General features: G+C 68.6%; 15 protein-coding genes. 3 read left to right on the top strand and 12 right to left on the bottom strand.

Going from position 1 to position 16823, the window contains the following annotated elements; all coding sequences use genetic code 11:
* Nucleotides 1-10 precede the first annotated feature (10 nt).
* From ACFY1L_RS03900 to ACFY1L_RS03935, 8 genes are read right to left on the bottom strand one after another with little or no spacing between them, the layout of a single operon-like run.
* Nucleotides 11-2260, bottom strand: coding sequence for an alpha-galactosidase (locus tag ACFY1L_RS03900; RefSeq protein ID WP_388817683.1), 2250 nt, complete (start codon nt 2258-2260; stop codon nt 11-13).
* Nucleotides 2257-5481 (bottom strand): glycosyl hydrolase family 28 protein, encoded by a 3225-nt coding sequence (locus tag ACFY1L_RS03905; RefSeq protein WP_388817686.1) that lies wholly within the window; start codon nt 5479-5481, stop codon nt 2257-2259. Before ACFY1L_RS03905 ends, ACFY1L_RS03900 begins: the two co-directional genes overlap by 4 nt.
* Before the next feature lie 12 nt (nt 5482-5493).
* Nucleotides 5494-6282, bottom strand: coding sequence for a Tat pathway signal sequence domain protein (locus ACFY1L_RS03910; RefSeq protein ID WP_388817689.1), 789 nt, complete (start codon nt 6280-6282; stop codon nt 5494-5496).
* A 4-nt stretch (nt 6283-6286) separates the two neighbouring features.
* On the bottom strand, nt 6287-7477 hold the full coding sequence (locus ACFY1L_RS03915) for a glycoside hydrolase family 105 protein (protein ID WP_388817691.1): 1191 nt from the start codon (nt 7475-7477) through the stop codon (nt 6287-6289).
* On the bottom strand, nt 7474-8550 hold the full coding sequence (gene pqqE / locus ACFY1L_RS03920) for a pyrroloquinoline quinone biosynthesis protein PqqE (protein ID WP_388817694.1): 1077 nt from the start codon (nt 8548-8550) through the stop codon (nt 7474-7476). The genes ACFY1L_RS03915 and pqqE overlap by 4 nt, the downstream gene beginning before the upstream one ends.
* On the bottom strand, nt 8547-8801 hold the full coding sequence (gene pqqD / locus ACFY1L_RS03925) for a pyrroloquinoline quinone biosynthesis peptide chaperone PqqD (RefSeq protein ID WP_388817697.1): 255 nt from the start codon (nt 8799-8801) through the stop codon (nt 8547-8549). The genes pqqE and pqqD overlap by 4 nt, the downstream gene beginning before the upstream one ends.
* Nucleotides 8798-9532 carry a pyrroloquinoline-quinone synthase PqqC gene (gene pqqC / locus ACFY1L_RS03930; RefSeq protein ID WP_388817700.1) on the bottom strand — a complete coding sequence of 245 codons (735 nt, stop codon included), beginning with the start codon at nt 9530-9532 and terminating at the stop codon, nt 8798-8800. The genes pqqD and pqqC overlap by 4 nt, the downstream gene beginning before the upstream one ends.
* A 22-nt stretch (nt 9533-9554) precedes the next feature.
* Entirely contained in the window at nt 9555-9704 is a 150-nt protein-coding gene (locus ACFY1L_RS03935; RefSeq protein ID WP_388817702.1) for a pyrroloquinoline quinone precursor peptide PqqA, read from the bottom strand.
* Between the two features lie 300 nt (nt 9705-10004).
* Here ACFY1L_RS03935 and ACFY1L_RS03940 point away from each other — a divergent pair, with 300 nt between their 5' ends.
* The gene (locus ACFY1L_RS03940; protein WP_388817705.1) at nt 10005-10841 is read left to right on the top strand and encodes an aldo/keto reductase; all 837 of its coding nucleotides are present in this window, start codon (nt 10005-10007) and stop codon (nt 10839-10841) included.
* Between the two features lie 114 nt (nt 10842-10955).
* Here the strand turns inward: ACFY1L_RS03940 and ACFY1L_RS03945 are convergent, their stop codons facing one another.
* Nucleotides 10956-11567 carry a hypothetical protein gene (locus ACFY1L_RS03945; protein WP_388817708.1) on the bottom strand — a complete coding sequence of 204 codons (612 nt, stop codon included), beginning with the start codon at nt 11565-11567 and terminating at the stop codon, nt 10956-10958.
* 186 nt (nt 11568-11753) lie between these two features.
* Here ACFY1L_RS03945 and ACFY1L_RS03950 point away from each other — a divergent pair, with 186 nt between their 5' ends.
* Nucleotides 11754-12449 (top strand): glycoside hydrolase family 75 protein, encoded by a 696-nt coding sequence (locus ACFY1L_RS03950; protein WP_388817711.1) that lies wholly within the window; start codon nt 11754-11756, stop codon nt 12447-12449.
* A 37-nt stretch (nt 12450-12486) separates the two neighbouring features.
* Here ACFY1L_RS03950 and ACFY1L_RS03955 read toward each other — a convergent pair whose 3' ends face one another.
* Together ACFY1L_RS03955 and ACFY1L_RS03960 are read right to left on the bottom strand one after the other, a co-directional pair.
* Entirely contained in the window at nt 12487-13194 is a 708-nt protein-coding gene (locus ACFY1L_RS03955) for an SDR family oxidoreductase (protein ID WP_388817714.1), read from the bottom strand.
* 88 nt (nt 13195-13282) lie between these two features.
* A complete protein-coding gene (locus ACFY1L_RS03960; RefSeq protein ID WP_388817717.1) occupies nt 13283-14182 on the bottom strand; it encodes a class I SAM-dependent methyltransferase in 900 nt (299 codons plus the stop codon).
* A gap of 137 nt (nt 14183-14319) precedes the next feature.
* On the opposite strand from ACFY1L_RS03960, the gene ACFY1L_RS03965 reads away from it, so the two are divergent.
* Entirely contained in the window at nt 14320-15090 is a 771-nt protein-coding gene (locus ACFY1L_RS03965; protein WP_388817720.1) for a phytanoyl-CoA dioxygenase family protein, read from the top strand.
* 20 nt (nt 15091-15110) lie between these two features.
* Here the strand turns inward: ACFY1L_RS03965 and ACFY1L_RS03970 are convergent, their stop codons facing one another.
* Nucleotides 15111-16817 carry a glycoside hydrolase family 6 protein gene (locus ACFY1L_RS03970; RefSeq protein WP_388817723.1) on the bottom strand — a complete coding sequence of 569 codons (1707 nt, stop codon included), beginning with the start codon at nt 16815-16817 and terminating at the stop codon, nt 15111-15113.
* Nucleotides 16818-16823 lie beyond the last annotated feature (6 nt).

Consider the following 16823-nt stretch of genomic DNA (forward strand, 5'->3'; position numbering starts at 1 on the left):
GATGTTCCCCTCAGCCCGTGTACTGGGCGAAGACCTTGAGGTAGTCGTACGGCTGCTGCGACACACCGCTGCACGAGTCGCCGTCGGTGCCCGAGCCGCAGGGCCGGTCGCGGTTCACGGACCAGTAGGTGAGGCGCCCGATGTGGTGCTGCTGGGCGTAGGCGAGCATGGTCTTGAAGTCGGCGACGCGGACGCGCTCACCGGAGTCGTCGGTCTTGCCGTTCATGGACGACAGGCCGATGTGGGCGTACGCGGTGGCGTCGTTGTAGCCGTACGCGGACTTGACCCGTGCCTTGAGGCCCTCCATGGCCTGGGTGGTCAGGGTGCCCATGTTGGTGGAGCCGCCGCCGAAGTCGAACGGCATGATGCACCAGACGTCGTTCGCCAGGCCGGAGTTCGCGGCCCGCTTGATCATGTCGACGCCGGTGGAGTCGGGGCCGGACGTCGTCGTGCCGAAGGTGATGACGGTCTTGAGGCCGGGGTTGTCGGCCTTCACCTTCTTCAGCGCGTCGACGACGCGCTGCCGCACGGTGGCGTTCGACCACTCGGTGTTCTCGATGTCGATGTCGAGGGCCTTCAGCTTGTAGGCGTTGATCACCTTCTGGTAGGCCCCCGCCAGCGCGGAGGCGCTGGTGCACTTCTCGCCGAGCTTGGCCCCGCTCCAGCCGCCGACGGAGACGATCACGTCACCGCCGGCCCCTCTGATCGCGTTGATCTTGGACTGGTCGTTGCCGCCGGTCAGCGGGCGCGAGCCGTCCCACTTGGGGTTGCAGGTGCCGTCGGAGAGGATGAACGCCATCGTGAACCACTTGACGCCGGTCGCCGACATCACCGAGGTGGGGCTGGGCGGGTTGCCCCAGCCGAGGTACTCGTAGGGGGCGACGGCGAAGCCCGGTGAGGCGGCGGCCGTCCTGAGGGCGTTGACCGGGTTCACACGGATCAGCCGTGTTTCGCCCGGCCGCAGCGTCGCGCTGTACGAGTCCGCGATCACGCCCTTGTGCGAGCCGGACCAGAGGTCCGTGACATCACCGGAGCCGGTGAAACCCACCTGCGACCAGTTCACGCTCACCGACGTGCTGCCGGACGTACCGGTGTTGAACAGCGCGACCACATAGGCGCCGCTGTTTTCGCGTTTGCTCCAGACCTGCTTGACACCACTGTTCACAACCCGTTTCGCCGCGACCCCGTCCTGGTCCACGCCGATCAGCCGGTCGTTGGTGAGCATCGCCTTGTCGACGGAGTCGAGGTGGGTGAGGTCGGTGCCGAGCAGCAGCGGCGAGGCTGCCATCGCCCACAGGGTGAAGTGCGAGCGCCGCTGGTCGGCCGTCAGGCCCGCCTGGTCGCCGTTGCCGATCTCCAGGGAGTCCAGGTCGTTCCAGCCGCCGGGGCCGGCGTACTGCTGCCAGGAGGCCGCGGAGTCGAACCGCTTGGAGACGTGGGACCAGTCGGTGAGCGGATAACCGCTGCCGTTGCTGCCCGGGCCGCAGTAGCACTCCACATCACCTTGGGTGCGCCAACTGTTCGCCAGCTTGCGCCAGGTGGAGCCGTCGGCGATCGGGAGGTTGTTGGAGAGCGCGAAGTTGATGGGCCGTCCGCTCGCCCGCAGCGCCTTGTCCCAGGCCTGGACGTCGGGGACGTCCTGGCTGCCCACACCGTCGATCTTCAAGTAGTCGACTCCCCAGGACGCGAACTGCTTGGCCCACGAGTTCACGAACTCCTGCGCGCCCGGCTTGGAGTAGTCGATGTAGTACATGTTCTTGCAGTTGTAGTTCTTCTCGGTCTTCGAGGTGTCCGCGATGTCCTTCGCGTGATACGAGGTCCCTTCGATCGGCGTGTTCTTCAGCACCGCGTTCTTCGCGATGCCCGGCGTGACGTAGAAGCCGAACTTCAGGCCCTTGGAGTGGACGTAGTCGGCGAGCGCCTTGATGCCGGACGGGAATTTGGCCGTGTCGACGGCCCACCGCCCGTAGGAGTCGACGGCGAAGCCGTTGGAGTCGCACTTCTGCCAGAAGTCGTCGAGGTTGACGTAGACGAAGCCGTGGTCCTTCAGGCCGCCGGCGACGAGCGCGTCGGCCTGCGCCTTGATCTTCGCCTCGGTCGGCTGCCGGCGCACGAAGCTCCAGCTGCTCCAGCCCATGGCGGGCCGGACGGACTGGCCGTTGTCCGATGCGGCCGCGGGGTGGGCGGTGCCCACGAGCGGCACCGCCGCGGCAACGAGCAGGCCGGCCACCGCGGCCGTGAGTGATCTGAACCGGTTCATGACTGTCCCCCGTTCGCGGGCGTCGCGTAGGACGTGCCGATCCACGCCTCGTCGACGCGCAGCCGCTTGTAACGTGTCGTGTCGGTGGAGGCGGCCCAGGTCGTGTCGACCTCCAGGCGCACATAGCGGGCGTTGGCCGCGGTCAGGTCAATGCCCTGGATTCCACGGCGACTTGGGAGCTGCCCGGTCTTGACCGCGCTCCCCCAGTTCGTGCCGTCGTTGCTGAGGAACACCTTGTAGTCCTTGATCCGCGCCGACTGCTCGGTGGCGGAGCGGGCGTAGGCGACGGAGTCCTCGCGCTGGTTGAGGCCGATGTACTGCACCTTCTTCGCCGAGCCGAGGTCGAAGGTGAGGTTCACGGGCAGGGTCTTGTTGTTGTCCCAGTAGGTGAGGTAGTCGCCGTCACCGGCGGCCGAGCCGGCATGGCCGCTCGCGGAGGCGCTCGCGATCGCCTTGACGCCGGTGAGGATGCCCTGGCGACCGGCCGTGGTGACCTTGAAGACGGTGTCGTACGGGTCCCAGTCGCCGAGCCCGGTCAGGGTCAGCACTCCGCCGGACTGCGACCACGAAACCGCCTTGCCCGTACGGAGGTTGGTGACGGTGGCGATGCGGTAGCCGTTGTCGCGGATGCGCAGGGTGCTGGTGCTGGGCGGGGTCAGGACGTGGACGTACTGCCGGTTCGGGTCGTCCTTGGCGATGGTCGTGACGCCGTGGGCGCCGTCGTTCCAGAAGCCGGGCTTGAGGCCGCCGTACATGTAGCCGCCGCCCTCGGTGCCGTGCAGGGACACCCAGATGGGGTCCAGGTAGGAGTCGGCGAAGGTGTTGAAGGCCGCCTGGTTGGCCGGGAACTTCCCGTTGACCTGGGCGGTTTCGGCCATCAGCGCCTTCACCGAGGAGCCGGCGTTGGTGATCAGGCGGCCGAGGGTGAGCTTCTTGTCGACGGCCGGGTTGGAGCCGTCGTACCACCACGCCCCGGTCGAGGGCAGCTTGAAGTCGGCCTCGGTCAGGCGGGGTTGGGCCGTGTAGACGGCCTGCGGGTAGTCGTACGACGGGGTCATCCCCGTCTTCTGCTCATTGCTGATCATGTCCATGATCGGCGTGTCTTCGTTGTTGTTGCTGAGCGTGTAATTGGGGCGCTTCTGGTAGATCTGCTGGTAGAGGTTGTGGCTCTCCCAGTACGCGTTGTCGTTGTCGATCCAGAAGCCGCCGAGGTCCGGGTAGCGGTCCATGACCTCGAAGAAGTTGTCGTAGCTGAACTGCCCGAAGCCGTCGCGGGTGGTCAGGTCGACGTTCTTGCCCTTGTAGGCGGAGTAGGCGGCCGAGTCGAGCCACTCGTGGCCACCCTCGTCGTGCCACTGCGGGTCGTCGGTCATGTAGAGGATGACCTTGAGGCCCTTGGCCCTCGCCGCGGTGATCAGCTCGCCCAGGAAGTCCCGCTTGGTGGCGCAGGATCCGGGGATCTTCGACGGCCAGGGGCGGGCGTAGCCGAGGCGGCTGTGGAAGGTGGCCAGGACGAGGTACTGGGTGTGCAGCTTCTGCGCCTCCTTCACCCAGTAGTCCGGCGTCCAGCCACCGCCGGTGACGTCGTTCTCCCAGGCGGTGCAGCTGGTGTGGGCGGGCGCGGTACGCAGGCCCCAGTGCAGGAAGAGTCCACCGACGGAGCTGCGCAGGAAGTCCTGGCGGGGGTTCTCCAGGTCGAGGGGCCGCACGGCACTGGTGCAGCCCTCGGTGGACCCGCTGCTCGACACCCGTAGCGTCACGCCGGTCAGGCAGTACCCGTCGACGTCCTGGAAGCCCATGTCGTACGGCGAGTTCGAGCCGCGCTGGGCGGTGAAGCCGGTGAAGCGGATGTCGCTCGCCGCGTTGGCGATGACCGCGGGGCGGCCGTCGTTCGCGGCGAACTTCACCGAGCTGTCGGTGAATTGGACGTTGTCTGCGTTGTGGAGGTACCAGCCGTACGCCGGACGCGTGCCGATGGCCTTCGGGTTGTAGTCGTTAGGGTCGTTGCTCGGCACTCCGGTGGACATGGTGCCGTTGCCGCCGGGGACCGTGATGTTGACGTTGTTGAAGGTGACGCCGTTGATGCGGTGGCCGGTCTCGCCCCAGAGGGTCGGGCTGAAGGACGGGCTGTTGCCGGTCGCCGTGATGTTGTCGTAAGTGATGTCGCTGATCGATCCGATGCCCGGGCTGTTCCCGCACCGTTTCCGCGTGCCGATCTTCTGCATGATCGGCGAGTGGACGTTCGTCATCGTGATGTCGCGGTAGTGGACGTCGGAGATCTTCGCGCCGTCCATCGACACCATGCCGAGGCCGGACTTGTCGGCGCCGTCGATGCGGATGTTCTCGAACCGGTAGTCCGAGAAGTCGCCACACGTCTCGGAGCCGAACATCAGCGCGTTGCAGCAACGGGCCGACAGATACGAGTCGTTGACGCGGACGTGGCCGTTGGGCAGCTTGGCGCCGAGGGCGTAGTCGCTCTTGAAGACGAGCGCGTCGTCGTTGGCCTTGATGTTGGCGTTCGTCACCGTGACGTTCGTCGTCGAGATGATGTTCCAGCCGTCGCGGTCGCTCGCGGTGTCGATGGTCAGCCGGTCCGAGACGACGTTCTTGCAGCCGTTGATCAGCGCGGCGAAGTGGCCGCCGCGGCGCAGCGTGAGGCCGTCGCCGATGCGGAGGCCGTCGCAGCGCGTGAGCGAGATGATCTTGTCGGCCTCGCCGGACTTCGGGTTGCCCGTGATCAGGTTGCCGAGTCCGTCGATGACACCGCCGCCGACGAAGCCGATGTTCGTCAGCCGGTCGCCGTAGATCATCGCGTTGTGGAAGTGGCTGTGCCCGTAGTCCTGGTACCGGTCGTAGGGGTTGGACTCGGGTGCGTCGTACGTGTCCGCCGACGAACCCTGGATCGTGGTGCCCGTGTCGACCTGGAGCGTCACGTTGCTCTTCATGTGGATGGTGTTTTTGGACTTGTACTTGCCGGACGGAAAGCGGACCGTGCCGCCGCCGGCCGAATTCGCCGCCGTGATCGCCTTGTTGATGGCCGGGGTGTCGTTGGCGGAGCCGTCGCCCTTGGCTCCGTAGTCACGGACGTCGTAGACCGCGGCGGCCCGTTGGGCGTGCTGCGGGGCCGCGAGGGCGGCGGGATGAGTGAGGCCGAGGACGACGGCCAGGACGAAGAGAACGACGGCTGCCGCTCTGCGCGGTGGAACAGTGGGGGGTTTCATGCGGACTGCTCCTCACACGAGCTGGTAGCCGCGGAGATCGGTCAGCAGGAGGTACGTGTCCTGCAGGGACCCGGAGGTGTCGCCGAGGGAGCGGTAGATGCCCCACTTCGGGCGCACCCGGTCGGCGAGGAAGGTGTCGACGCCGGTCTTCGACGCGTCGATCACGGTCGAGCCGCCGGACTTGAGGATCCAGCGGACCGAGCCCGCCGAGCCGTTGCCGACCTTGATCTGGAAGTCGACGTCGGTCCACTTGTCGTGCAGCGGGTCCAGGTCGGTGCGGCCGACGAGGATGTCGTCGATGGCGAGCTTCAGCTCGATGGTCTGCTTGCCGTTCACCCGGCGCAGCGACTGCACGACGATCGGCGAGGTGCCGTTGCCGGGCTGCTTCATCTGCATGATGTGCGTGAAGGTGGTGGTCGCCTTCAGCGAGCTCGGGATGTACATCGAGTACGTGAGCCGCCAGGTCTGGCCCTGGGTCCACTTCAGGAAGTTGCTGCCGCTGCCGTTGCGCAGGCCGGTGACCTCCTGGCGCTGGCGGTCGGTCGAGGTGTCGCGGTCGACGGTGTGCATGTTGAAGCGCCAGTTGTTGCCGGTGGCGTAGATGTGCGGATGCCCGGCGGGGTGCGAGTCGGCGCGGTCGTCCTCGATCGTCTCGAAGGCGCCGAGCCCGTCGCCGCTCGCGGACGGGGCCCACTTCTGCTGCCAGGAGGCGGCGTGGGCGGTGGTGGCCGGCAGTCCGACCGCGGCTCCGGCCGCACCGCCGAGCGCGGCTCCCAGCAGAGCCCTTCTGGACGTGCTCATGACACTAATCACCTCGCAGTTGTTCGTTCATGATCAGGAAGGCACCCAGGCCGTGGAAGTCGTTGGTGGCCCGGGTGCGGGCGACGTAGTACGCGTAGTCGCCCACGTTGGTGCCGATGGAGATGTCGGCCAGGTTGGTCCGGCCGTCGGTGCCGACCGAGAGCTTCGCGAGGACGCCCTGGTAGCCGCGGCGGGCGACGGCCGTGAAGTGCGGGTCGAGGTAGTGCTGTTGGGCACCGCGCGAGAGGGCGTAGGTGAACATGCTGGAGCAGGACGTCTCGGTCCAGTTGTCGCTCCGGCCGCCCTTGTCGATCACCTGGAACCAGCGTCCGGTCGCCGGGTCCTGGTACTTCTCCAGACCTGCTGCCAACTTCCGGAAGATTTCGAGGAGTTGAGCCCTGCGCGGATGGTTCGCCGGGATCGCGTCCAGTACGTTGACGATCGCCATGGAGTACCAGCCGACCGCGCGGCACCAGTGCTCGGGGGCGAGCCCGGTCTGCGGATCGGCCCAACTGACGCTCTTGGACTCGTCGTAGGCGTGCTTGAGGAGCCCGTTCGCGACCTGCAGATGGCTGCCGTAGACGTAGAGCTGCTTCGTCGCCTCGTCGTCGGTGTACGCGCTGTCGCCGAACTCCTTGCCGTACTCGACGAGGAACGGGTTCACCATGTAGACGCCGTCCGCCCAGAGTTGGTGGGCGCGGCTGGAGGTGTCGGCGTGCCAGAAGCCGCCGTCGGCGGTGCGCGGGTAGGTGTTGAGACGGTCGCGGATCTTCTTGGCCGCCTTGCGGTAGCGGTCCTGGCCCGTCTCGTGGTGCAGGATCACCAGGAGCCGGCCGGCCTGCATGCTGTCCAGGCTGTTGAAGGACTGGCTGATGGAGCCGTCGCTCTTCACGAAGCGGTCGACGTAGTTCTTGATGTACGTGAGGTAGCGGGCGTCGTGTGTGCGCTTGTACGTGAGGTACTGGCCGTAGAGGTAGAGGCCGACGGGGTAGGACCAGCCGCCGATGGTGCTCGGGGTGTAGCGGGCCATGGTGGAGTCGACCATGGCCACGGACCAGTCGGGGGCGGCCTTGGGACGGTGAACGGGTGTGGGAATGGCCGCAGTTGGCGGAGGTGCGGCGGCCGGCAGCGTGACCAGGCCGGCGGTGACGAGGGCGAGGGTCGCGAGTGCCGTCCGCAGACGTCCGGGTCTCATGTTCCTCCCTTTCGGTAGGCGTACGCGAGGTTCTTGCGCGGCCCCTGCACGAGATCGCGTACGAGGTGGTGGTCGGGGGCGTGCCGGCAGGCCGGGTCGGTGCGGCCGGCGTCGCCGGTGAGCGCGTACGCCTGGCAGCGGCAGCCGCCGTGGTCGGTGGTGCGCAGGGCGCAGCCGCGGCAGGGATCCGGCATCCAGGACTCGCCGCGGTAGGCGTTGAACGCCTTCGACTCCTGCCAGATCCAGGTGAGTCGGTGCTCGCGGACGTTCGGCGGGTCGAGGTCCGGCAGGGCGGCCGCGGCCGGGCACGGCAGGACCGTGCCGTCCGGGGCGACGGTGAGCGAGACCTTGCCCCAGCCGCCCATGCAGGGTTTGGCGGTGGCGTCCACCCAGTCTGCGGCGACCCACACCAACTCCATGGTTCCGTCGAGGAGTTCACGCCAGCGAGTCACCGAGGCGCGGGCCTGTTCGACCTGTTCGCGGGTGGGCAGCAGGGCCGCGCGGTTGCGCAGGGCCCAGCCGTGGAACTGGGTGTGCGCGAGCTCGATGCGGTCGGCGCCCCAGCTCAGGCCGAGGGCGATCAGGTCGTCGAGGGCGTCGAGATTGGCGCGGTGCAGCACGACGTTGAGACCGAAGGGGAGGCCCGAGGCGCGGATCAGCCGGGCGGCGCGCTCTTTCGCCGCGAAGGAGCGCGCGCCCGCGATGCGTTCGGAGGCGCGCGGGTCGGCGTGCTGCACGGAGAGCTGGACGCTGCGCAGTCCGGCTCCGACGAGTTCCGCCGTGCGCCGTTCGCTGAGGCCGACCCCGCTGGTGACCAGCTGGGTGTACAGGCCCGCGGTGTCCGCGGCCGCGACGATACGGGGCAGGTCGCGTCTGAGCAGGGGTTCACCGCCGGACAGGTGGGTCTGTACGACACCGAGGCCGGCAGCCTGCCGGAACACGTCGGACCACTGCTCGGCGTCCAACTCCCTTGACCGACCGACCAGTTCGATCGGGTTGGAGCAGTACCCGCAGCGCAGCGGACAGCCGTGGGTGAGCTCGGCCAGCAGCGCCCAGGGGGCGTCCACGGTCATGTGAGCCAGCCCTCCTTTCGCAACGCGGCGAGGAACTCGGGGACTTCACCGGCGACGGGCGCGCCCGGGTACCGTCCGCCGAGCTCGGTGACGATGTCCTCGACCCCGCGTGTGCCGTCGCAGAGCCGGACGACGGGGCCGGCGCTGCCCTGCAGCACGACCACGCGCTCGGGGAGCAGCAACAGCTCGGTGTCGCGCACGCGGTCGTGGCGCAGGACGACTCCGCGGGAGAGAGTCGGACGCCAGGTCATGGCCGGCCTCCGTCCACCGCTCCCGCCCGGTCCACCGAGTCCAGCAGCGACCACAGCACCTCGCACTTGAACTCCAGTGCGGACAGGGCGCGTTGCTGCTCCTCGGGGGTGCGCGCGAGGTCGAGGACCAGCGCCAGGGCCTCGGCTCCGTCGCGGCCGCCCTGGTCGATACGGGTGCGGAAGTAGGCGAGGCCGGCGGGGTCGATCCACGGGTAGTGGCGCTCGAAGGCGGCGATGCGGGTGCGCATCAGGCCGGGTGCGGACAGCTCCGTCAGGGAGGCGGCGATCGCGTCCAGGGCCGGACGCAGGCGGCAGAAGTTGACGTATCCGTCGACCGCCAGGCGCACGCCGGGCAGCACCCGGGAGCCGTCCCACAGCTCGTCGCGGTGCAGGCCGGCCGCCTCGCCGAGCCGCAGCCAGCGCTCGATCCCGCCCTCCCCGTCGGCCGTGCCGTCATGGTCCTGGATGCGGCGCAGCCAGGACCTGCGCAGCTCGGGCCGGTCCAGCTTGGCGAGGATCAGGGCGTCCTTGACGGGGATGTGGCGCTGGTAGTGGAAGCGGTTGGCGATCCAGCGGCGCAGCTCCGCCGGGCTCAACTCGCCGCGGTGCATGCGCAGGTTGAAGGGGTGGCGGTCGTGGTAGCGCTCCGCGGCGACGGCACGCAGCCGCGCGGTGAACCCGGCGGTTCCCCGGGCGGCGGCGCCGTCGACTCGGAGGGGTGTCGCGGTCATGACGCGGTCGCCGTACGGCCGGTCAGCGGTCGCCGAGGGCGTAGGCGGTCACCTCGAGGGCGGTCTCCACGACCGCATAACCAGGGCTTTGCCAGACCTTTTCATCCGATGTCTCCTGCACCTCCTGGAGGGGCTGTTCCGTCCGGAGGGCGTGAAGGAGCGTCTCGTTCATGCGGCTGTACCTGCTTTCCTGAGGGGTGGGGGGTCTCAGATTGCCCAGACAGGCGCGAGGTGTTCACATGCATGCACCAAGTTCATGAACTCGTTCGGTGGCGCGATCCAGAGTTGCGGGATGACGGGCCGCGGTCAATGGTCCGGACCGAAGACGTCGGATGCATTTCCGGCCAATCTCGGGTACCCGGACTGACTCACCGGTCAGTTCGGACGGATTTTCCGGTCAGGAATGCATCACGGCCCGTGATCGTTGACGATGGGGGTACCACCTGACGACAACCGTAAGGATCAAGAGCTCGTGAGCAGCAAGGTCCCCCCGATCATCCTCAACAACGGCGTCGAGATGCCCCAGCTGGGCTTCGGCGTCTGGCAGGTGCCGGACGACGAGGCGGAGCGGGCGGTCGCCACCGCGTTGGAGGCCGGGTACCGCAGCATCGACACAGCGGCGATCTACGGCAACGAAGAGGGCACCGGCAAGGCCATCGCCGCCTCCGGCATCCCGCGCGAGGAAATCTTCCTCACCACCAAGCTCTGGAACAGCGACCAGGGGTACGACGCCACGCTGCGCGCTTTCGACACGTCGCTGCAGAAGCTCGGCCTGGAGTACATCGACCTGTACCTGATCCACTGGCCCACGCCGGCGCGCGACAAGTACGTCGACACGTACAAGGCGTTCGAGAAGCTGCTCGCCGACGGCCGCGTCCGTGCGATCGGCGTCTCCAACTTCGAGCCGGACCACCTGCAGCGGCTGATCGCCGAGACCTCGGTCGTCCCGGCGGTCGACCAGATCGAGCTGCACCCGCACCTGCAGCAGCGCGCCGCCCGCGAGTACCACGCGGAGCAGGGCATCGCCACCGAGGCCTGGTCGCCGCTCGGCCAGGGCAAGGGCCTCCTGGAGGTCCCGGCGATCGTCGCCATCGCCCAGAAGCACGGCCGCACCCCGGCCCAGATCGTGCTGCGCTGGCACCTCCAGCTCGGCAACGTCGTGATCCCCAAGTCCGTGACCCCGTCCCGGATCAAGGAGAACATCGAGGTCTTCGACTTCAGCCTGGACACCGAGGACCTGGCGGCGATCAGCGCGTTGAACGAGGACCGGCGCCTGGGCCCGGACCCGTCGAGCTTCAACATGGCCTGACGGCCGCTTCGTCACGGACGTCGGCCCCCGCCGTGCGGCGGGGGCCGACGCATGCGTGGAGCCGGAACCTCGACCGGCTCCCGTGCACTTCGGCCAACTCCCGTACGGGAGACCTCAGTCGCCCCGCACGTCCGTGAAGACGACCTCGAACTCCTCAAGTCCGACCACCGTCACATGGGCCTTGGCCGCGCCCTCGTGCCGGGCCGCCGCCTGGACACCGCGGGAGGCCGCCAGCGACTCGCGGTCGACGAACAGGGCGCCGACCATACCGCGGCCTCGCTCCCGGTCGATGAGCAGGGAGGTCCTGGCCAGTCCGGGCAGGCTCTCCAGCCGGGGGACGACCGAGGCCCGGAAGGTGTCGGTCAGCAGATCGGCGTCGGCGGGGTCGAACTCCAGCCTGGTGACCCGCAGTCCGCCGCCCGCCTCCGGCTTCCGTACCGGATGGAACACGGTCGCCTCGTAGTTCTCGACCGAGGTCGTCGCGGCGAACGGATCCAGCAGCACCCCACGCCGCTCGCGCATGACCTCGTCGCTGTTGCGCCGGGCCTCCTCGGACTCCCACCAGCTCACCGCCAGCAGCTTGCCGAGTGCCCGGTCCACGAAGATGCCCGCCCCGCGGTACCCCGGACGTTCCTCGAGCAGCTCCCGCCCCTGCGAGTTCAACGCCCTGATGGCTGTGTCGATCCTCGCGGGATCACCGGTCGCGTACACGGTGCGAACGAACATGACGCCTCGCCTCCCGGCCGAATTTCCGGAATGTTCGATATCGCCAGTGTTCTCCTGCGGACAGACCGCTGCAATCAGGACGCCGACTCGACAGGCTCGCCGCGGGGGGTTGACGCGGCCATGTCGACGGGGCACCTTGTACGCCAACCCGGTCAGGAAACTTTCCTAACAGAAGGGTCCCCCACAGTGCGCATACGAACACTGACCCTCGCTGCGGCCTCCGGGGCCGCACTGCTCTCTGCCGGAGTACTCCCCGCGAACGCTTCCGGCACCTCGGGACCGGCGTCCACCCAGGAGGGCTCGGTCAGCGCGGCCGACCTGCTCGCCAAGGTGACGTCCTGTTCCCAGATCTCCAACGGCAAATACAAGACCGACGACGAGACCTCGGCCACGATCCCGGTGTGCGGCAAGAACGGCGCCGTGTTCTGGAAGGCCGACATGGACATCGACTGCGACGGACAGCGCACGTCGAAGTGCAACGAGGACACCGACCCCTGGTACCAGGACGACACGGCGTTCCACCAGTCCAACGGCAAGCCGCTGAAGGCGGATTCACTGCCCTACGTGGTCGTGCCCAGCTCCAGCAGCATCTGGAAGTACTCCAGCGCCGGCATCAAGGGCGGTGGCGTGGTCGCGGTGATCTACAACAACAAGGTCGAGTACGCCGTCGTCGGCGACACCGGCCCCACGAAGATCATCGGTGAGGCGTCCTACGCCACCGCCCAGGCCCTCCGTATCGACTCCAACCCCGAGACCGGCGGCACCGACTCGGGCGTGACCTACATCCTGTTCAAGAACTCGCAGGTGTCCCCCATCGAGAGCCACAGCGCGGCGGTCACGCTGGGGGACAAGTTGGCGAAGCAGTTCCTGCAGAACAACTGAGCCCCGGCCGGGCAGCCCAACAGGCTTCGTGCGGGGGTCAGTTGGGCTGCCCGATCGGTCGTACGACCACGGTGTTGACGTCGACACCCTCGGGCTGACGGATCGACCAGACGATCGACTCGGCGAGCTGATCGGCCGTCAGGAGGTGGCCGGGCGGCAGGCCGTTGCCGTCCCAGAACGGGGTCTCCACCCGGCCCGGCGCGATCAGCGTGACGCCGATGCCGAACTCCGTCACCTGGCGGCGGGTGTTCTCGGCGAGTCCGGTCACCGCCCACTTCGTCGCCCCATAGATGTTGCCCGGTGTGTTCACGAACCCGGCGACGCTGCCGACCAGGACGATCCGACCGCGGGTCTCCTTGAGCGCGTCGACGGAGGCGCGGATGAGCAGGGCCGGGCCGAGGACGTTGGTCAGCACCATCTCCGTCCAGCCCGCCGGGTCTCCGTCGGCGACGGAGTCGTGGGTGGCGAAGCCGGCGTTGGCGACGACCGTGTCCAGTCGGCCGAACGCCTTCAGCGTGCTGTCGACCGCCGACTGCACGTCCGCGTACTCGGCCGCGTTGCCGACGATCGTCAACAGCCCCTCGGGATTGCCGAGTTCGTCGGCGAAGGCGCTCAGCCGCTCCTCCCGGCGCCCGGTGACGGCCACCCGGTGCCCGGCGTCGAGCAGCAGCCGCGCCGCGGCGGCTCCGATGCCGGTGCCGCCGCCGGTGATCAGCGCGACGGGAGATCCGGTGCTGGTGGACATGGTTACCCCCTGTGGTCGTACGCACGGGTTCGTGCGTACGGGAGGGAGTGAATCAGTTGGAGCATTCTCGAAGTCAAGGCCGTGCACCTCACATGGCGTGGACGGCCGTGTGCACCGTGTGGGCTGCCAGGACGAACACGTCCGGCCGGTGGTGCACGCTCGCCTTGTCGTCGGGGTCGAGGAGCCGGTCGAGGGTGGCACGGTCATCGGCGTCGAGGTGGTCGCCGAGCGCGTCGCGGATGCGGGAGAGGGACGCGGCGACGTAGGCGCGGGCACGGTCCTTGGCCGGTGCGGGCAGGTCGAGCAGGAAGGTGCGGGTGCCGGTGGGCCTGAGTCCGGCGGCGGTCATCAGCGCCGGCCAGTCCTCGGCCTCGGCGACCGCGCCGGGCAGACCCGCCCGCATCTCGGCGAACCACTCCTCCTCCACCGCGTCGAGGCGGGCCTGCAGTCCGGGGCGGCCGATGCCGATGTCGCGCGGCAGGAACCGGGCAGGCAGACCGCCCTCCATGATCGCCAGCGTGCCGCCGGGGGCGAGCCGCGCGGCGAAGGCGGCGAGGGCGGCCCGCTGGTCGCCGAGGTGGTGCAGGCTGCGGCTGGCCCACAGCAGATCGGCCGGGTAGTCCAACTCGCCCAGGACGTCCGGGAGTTCACCGGCGAGGGTGCCGAAGCGGTCGCCGACGCCGAGCCGGTCGGCCCGGGCCCGGGCCCGTTCGAGCAGCGGCGCGGAGCCGTCGACCGCGACGACCCGCGCCCCGGGGAAGGCCTCGGCCAGCAGACAGGCGACGACGCCGGGTCCGCTGCCCGCGTCGACGATCAGCCCCGGTTCGGTCTGCTTGTCGGTCAGCCAGGACATGGCCCGCTCGTACAGGGGCGTGAACAGCTCCGCCTGCGATTCGAGCAGCGGTGCCATCTCGGCCCAGTCGATGTCGGTGTGGTCGTGGTGGTGGTTGTGGGAGTTTCCGTGATCGTGGTGGTGTCCGTGCGCCATGGTGGTCAGCCTCTCCTCCGGGTGCGGCCAGGGTGCGCCGACGCACCGCATCGCGGCCAGTGCTGTTGCCGTGACGGCAAAAAGTGGCGGCAAAAAATGAGGTGCACGATGCCGGACGGCTCACCGACGATGGCCCGATGGACGACGCACTGGTGGAGAGCTTCCTCAAGGACGGGTTCGTGAAGATCGAGGGGGCGTTTCCGCCGCGGGTCGCGGAGAGCTGCACCCGGCTGCTGTGGAAGGAGACGGGGTACGACCCCGAAGACCCGGGCACCTGGAAGGACCCCGTGGTCTGGGTGGCCGGGATGGCGCAGGGCCCGTTCGCGGCGGCCGCCAACTCCCCTGTCCTGCATGAGGCGTTCGACCTGCTGGTCGGTGAGCGTCGCTGGATGCCGCGCTACTCGCTGGGAAGCTTCCCGCTGCGGTTCCCGCACGAGGAGGAGCCCGACGACGCGGGCTGGCACATCGAGGGCAGCTATCTCCCCGAGGGCGCCACCCTGTGGCACACGAACCTACGCTCGCGCGAGCGCGCCCTGCTGATGCTGTTCCTGTTCAGCGAGGTCACCGAGGCCGACGCCCCGACCCGCATCCGCGTCGGCTCACACCTTGACGTGCCTGCGGTCCTGGAGCCGTACGGCGAGGAGGGCGCCTCCTTCATGGAGCTCGGCCCGAAGGTCGCGGCGGCCTCGGCCGACCGCCCGCTCGCGTACGCCACCGGCCGCCCCGGCGACGTCTACCTCTGCCACCCGTTCCTGGTCCACGCGGCCCAGCCGCACCACGGCACCCGGCCGCGCTTCATGGCCCAGCCGCCGCTCATGTCGGCTGTCCCCTACGAACTGGACCGCCCCGACGGCGACTACTCGGCGGTCGAGTTCGCGATCCGCCGGGGCCTGGCCCGGGAGGGCTGACCCCGGCGGATCACCTCGGTTCACGACAGCGGCGGGTACGCGTTCGTCATCAACTGCTGGAACTGCGCCGAGAACCAGTGCCCCGACAGCGGAGCGTTCGGCAGCGCACCCGACATGTTGTTCCCGTTGCGCGCATTACCCGTGTACGTCGGGTCACACATCCGGTCGAACCCCTTGCCCTCGTCATTCGGAATGGCGGAGCTGGACCCGTCGGACTCCCCCGGCGGCTTCATCCACACATACGCGTCGATCCCGGTCGCCGGGTTGGCCTGCGGCCGCTCGCCGAGTCCGGCCCCGGACTGGTTGCACCAGTTCCCGACGTGGATGCGCCGGTCGTAGCGCCCGCCGTCGACGTATGTGTCCACGCTGGTCGTGGCACCCGGTCCGGTGGGCCGGGCGGTGCCGCCCCAGCCGTTCCTCGACGTGTCGATCAGCATGCCGATCCCCGAGTTGAAGCCCACCGAGACCAGCTGACTACGGAAGGCCTGCGCGTACGACAGCTCGTCCACGTACCGGTTCCAGTCCACCCACTTCGACTGGCGCACGGAGGTGCCGTTCACCGTGTCGTTGATGGTGAAGTTGTTCTCCTTCAGGGCGCTGTAGTTCGCCGTGTTGGTGATGAAGCCGTGCACGTCGTCGACGGTCGCGCCCTCGCTGGTCGCCGCCTGCTTGAACAGGGTGGCGGAGGGGGCGAAGTTGTCGTCCCAGCCGAGCCAGCCGTGGTGGCCGGCGTCGATGTAGTTGTAGACGTTGGGGATCGCGCCGAGCTTGGCGAGCGCGTAGCCCACGCCCTTCACATAGTTGCCGTTGGCGAGCATCGTGTCGCACTGCGGGGTCGCGGTGGCGCGGCTGCCGGTGTTGGTGACCAGGTTGGGCAGCGAGTCGATCTCGATGGTGGTGACGATCCGCAGCGAGCTGTACTTGCTGTCGGCGAGGATCGCCGCGATCGGGTCGATGAACTGCGTCTTGTACTTGTCGATCTCCGTCGGCCCGAGCTCGCCGTTGGAGGCGAGGGCCGCGCAGTCACGTCCGGGAAGGTCGTAGACGACCAGCTGGACGACCTCTTCCCCGCTGCCCTTCTGCGCGAGGGCGGCGTCGAGATGGTCGCGCAGACCCATGCCGCCGCCCACGCCGTTGATCGCGGCGATGCGGTCGAGCCAGACGCCGGTGGGCTGGTTGGAGATCCGGCTGCCGCCCGTCTCTGCGGCGGCCTTCGCGGACCACTCGGGGTTCACGTACACCTTGGCGCCGGTGTACGGGTTGTCGACGCGGCTGCCGGTACCGCCACCGCCGCCACCACTGCCTCCGTCGTCGACGTTGCAGGTCACGCCGTCGAGGGTGAAGGTGGTCGGCAGCGCGTTGGTGCCGCTGTAGGACCCGTTGAAGCCGAAGCTCACCGAACCACCGGTGGCGAGCGTGCCGTTGTAGGTCTCGTTGGCGGCGGTGACATCTGCACCGCTCTGGCTGATCTTCGCGTTCCAGTAGCTGGTGACCTTCTGGTTGCCTGCGTACGACCACTTCACCGCCCAACTGCTCTTGGCGGCACTGTTGTTGGTGACCGTCACGGCGGCGGTGAAACCGGTGTCCCACTGGTTCTGCACCTTGTAGTCGACGGTGCAGGGAACGGCTTCCACTCCGACGTCCGCGGGGACGACGGCCGTAGCGGTCCCGGCGGTTGTGGCGACCAGCGCCAGGGCGGCGAGTAACGCTGTTCTGGTACGGCTCATGAGTGC

Origin of the sequence: Streptomyces sp. NPDC001663 (assembly GCF_042893105.1) — a bacterium.
In the GTDB taxonomy this organism is placed as follows: Bacteria; Actinomycetota; Actinomycetes; order Streptomycetales; family Streptomycetaceae; genus Streptomyces.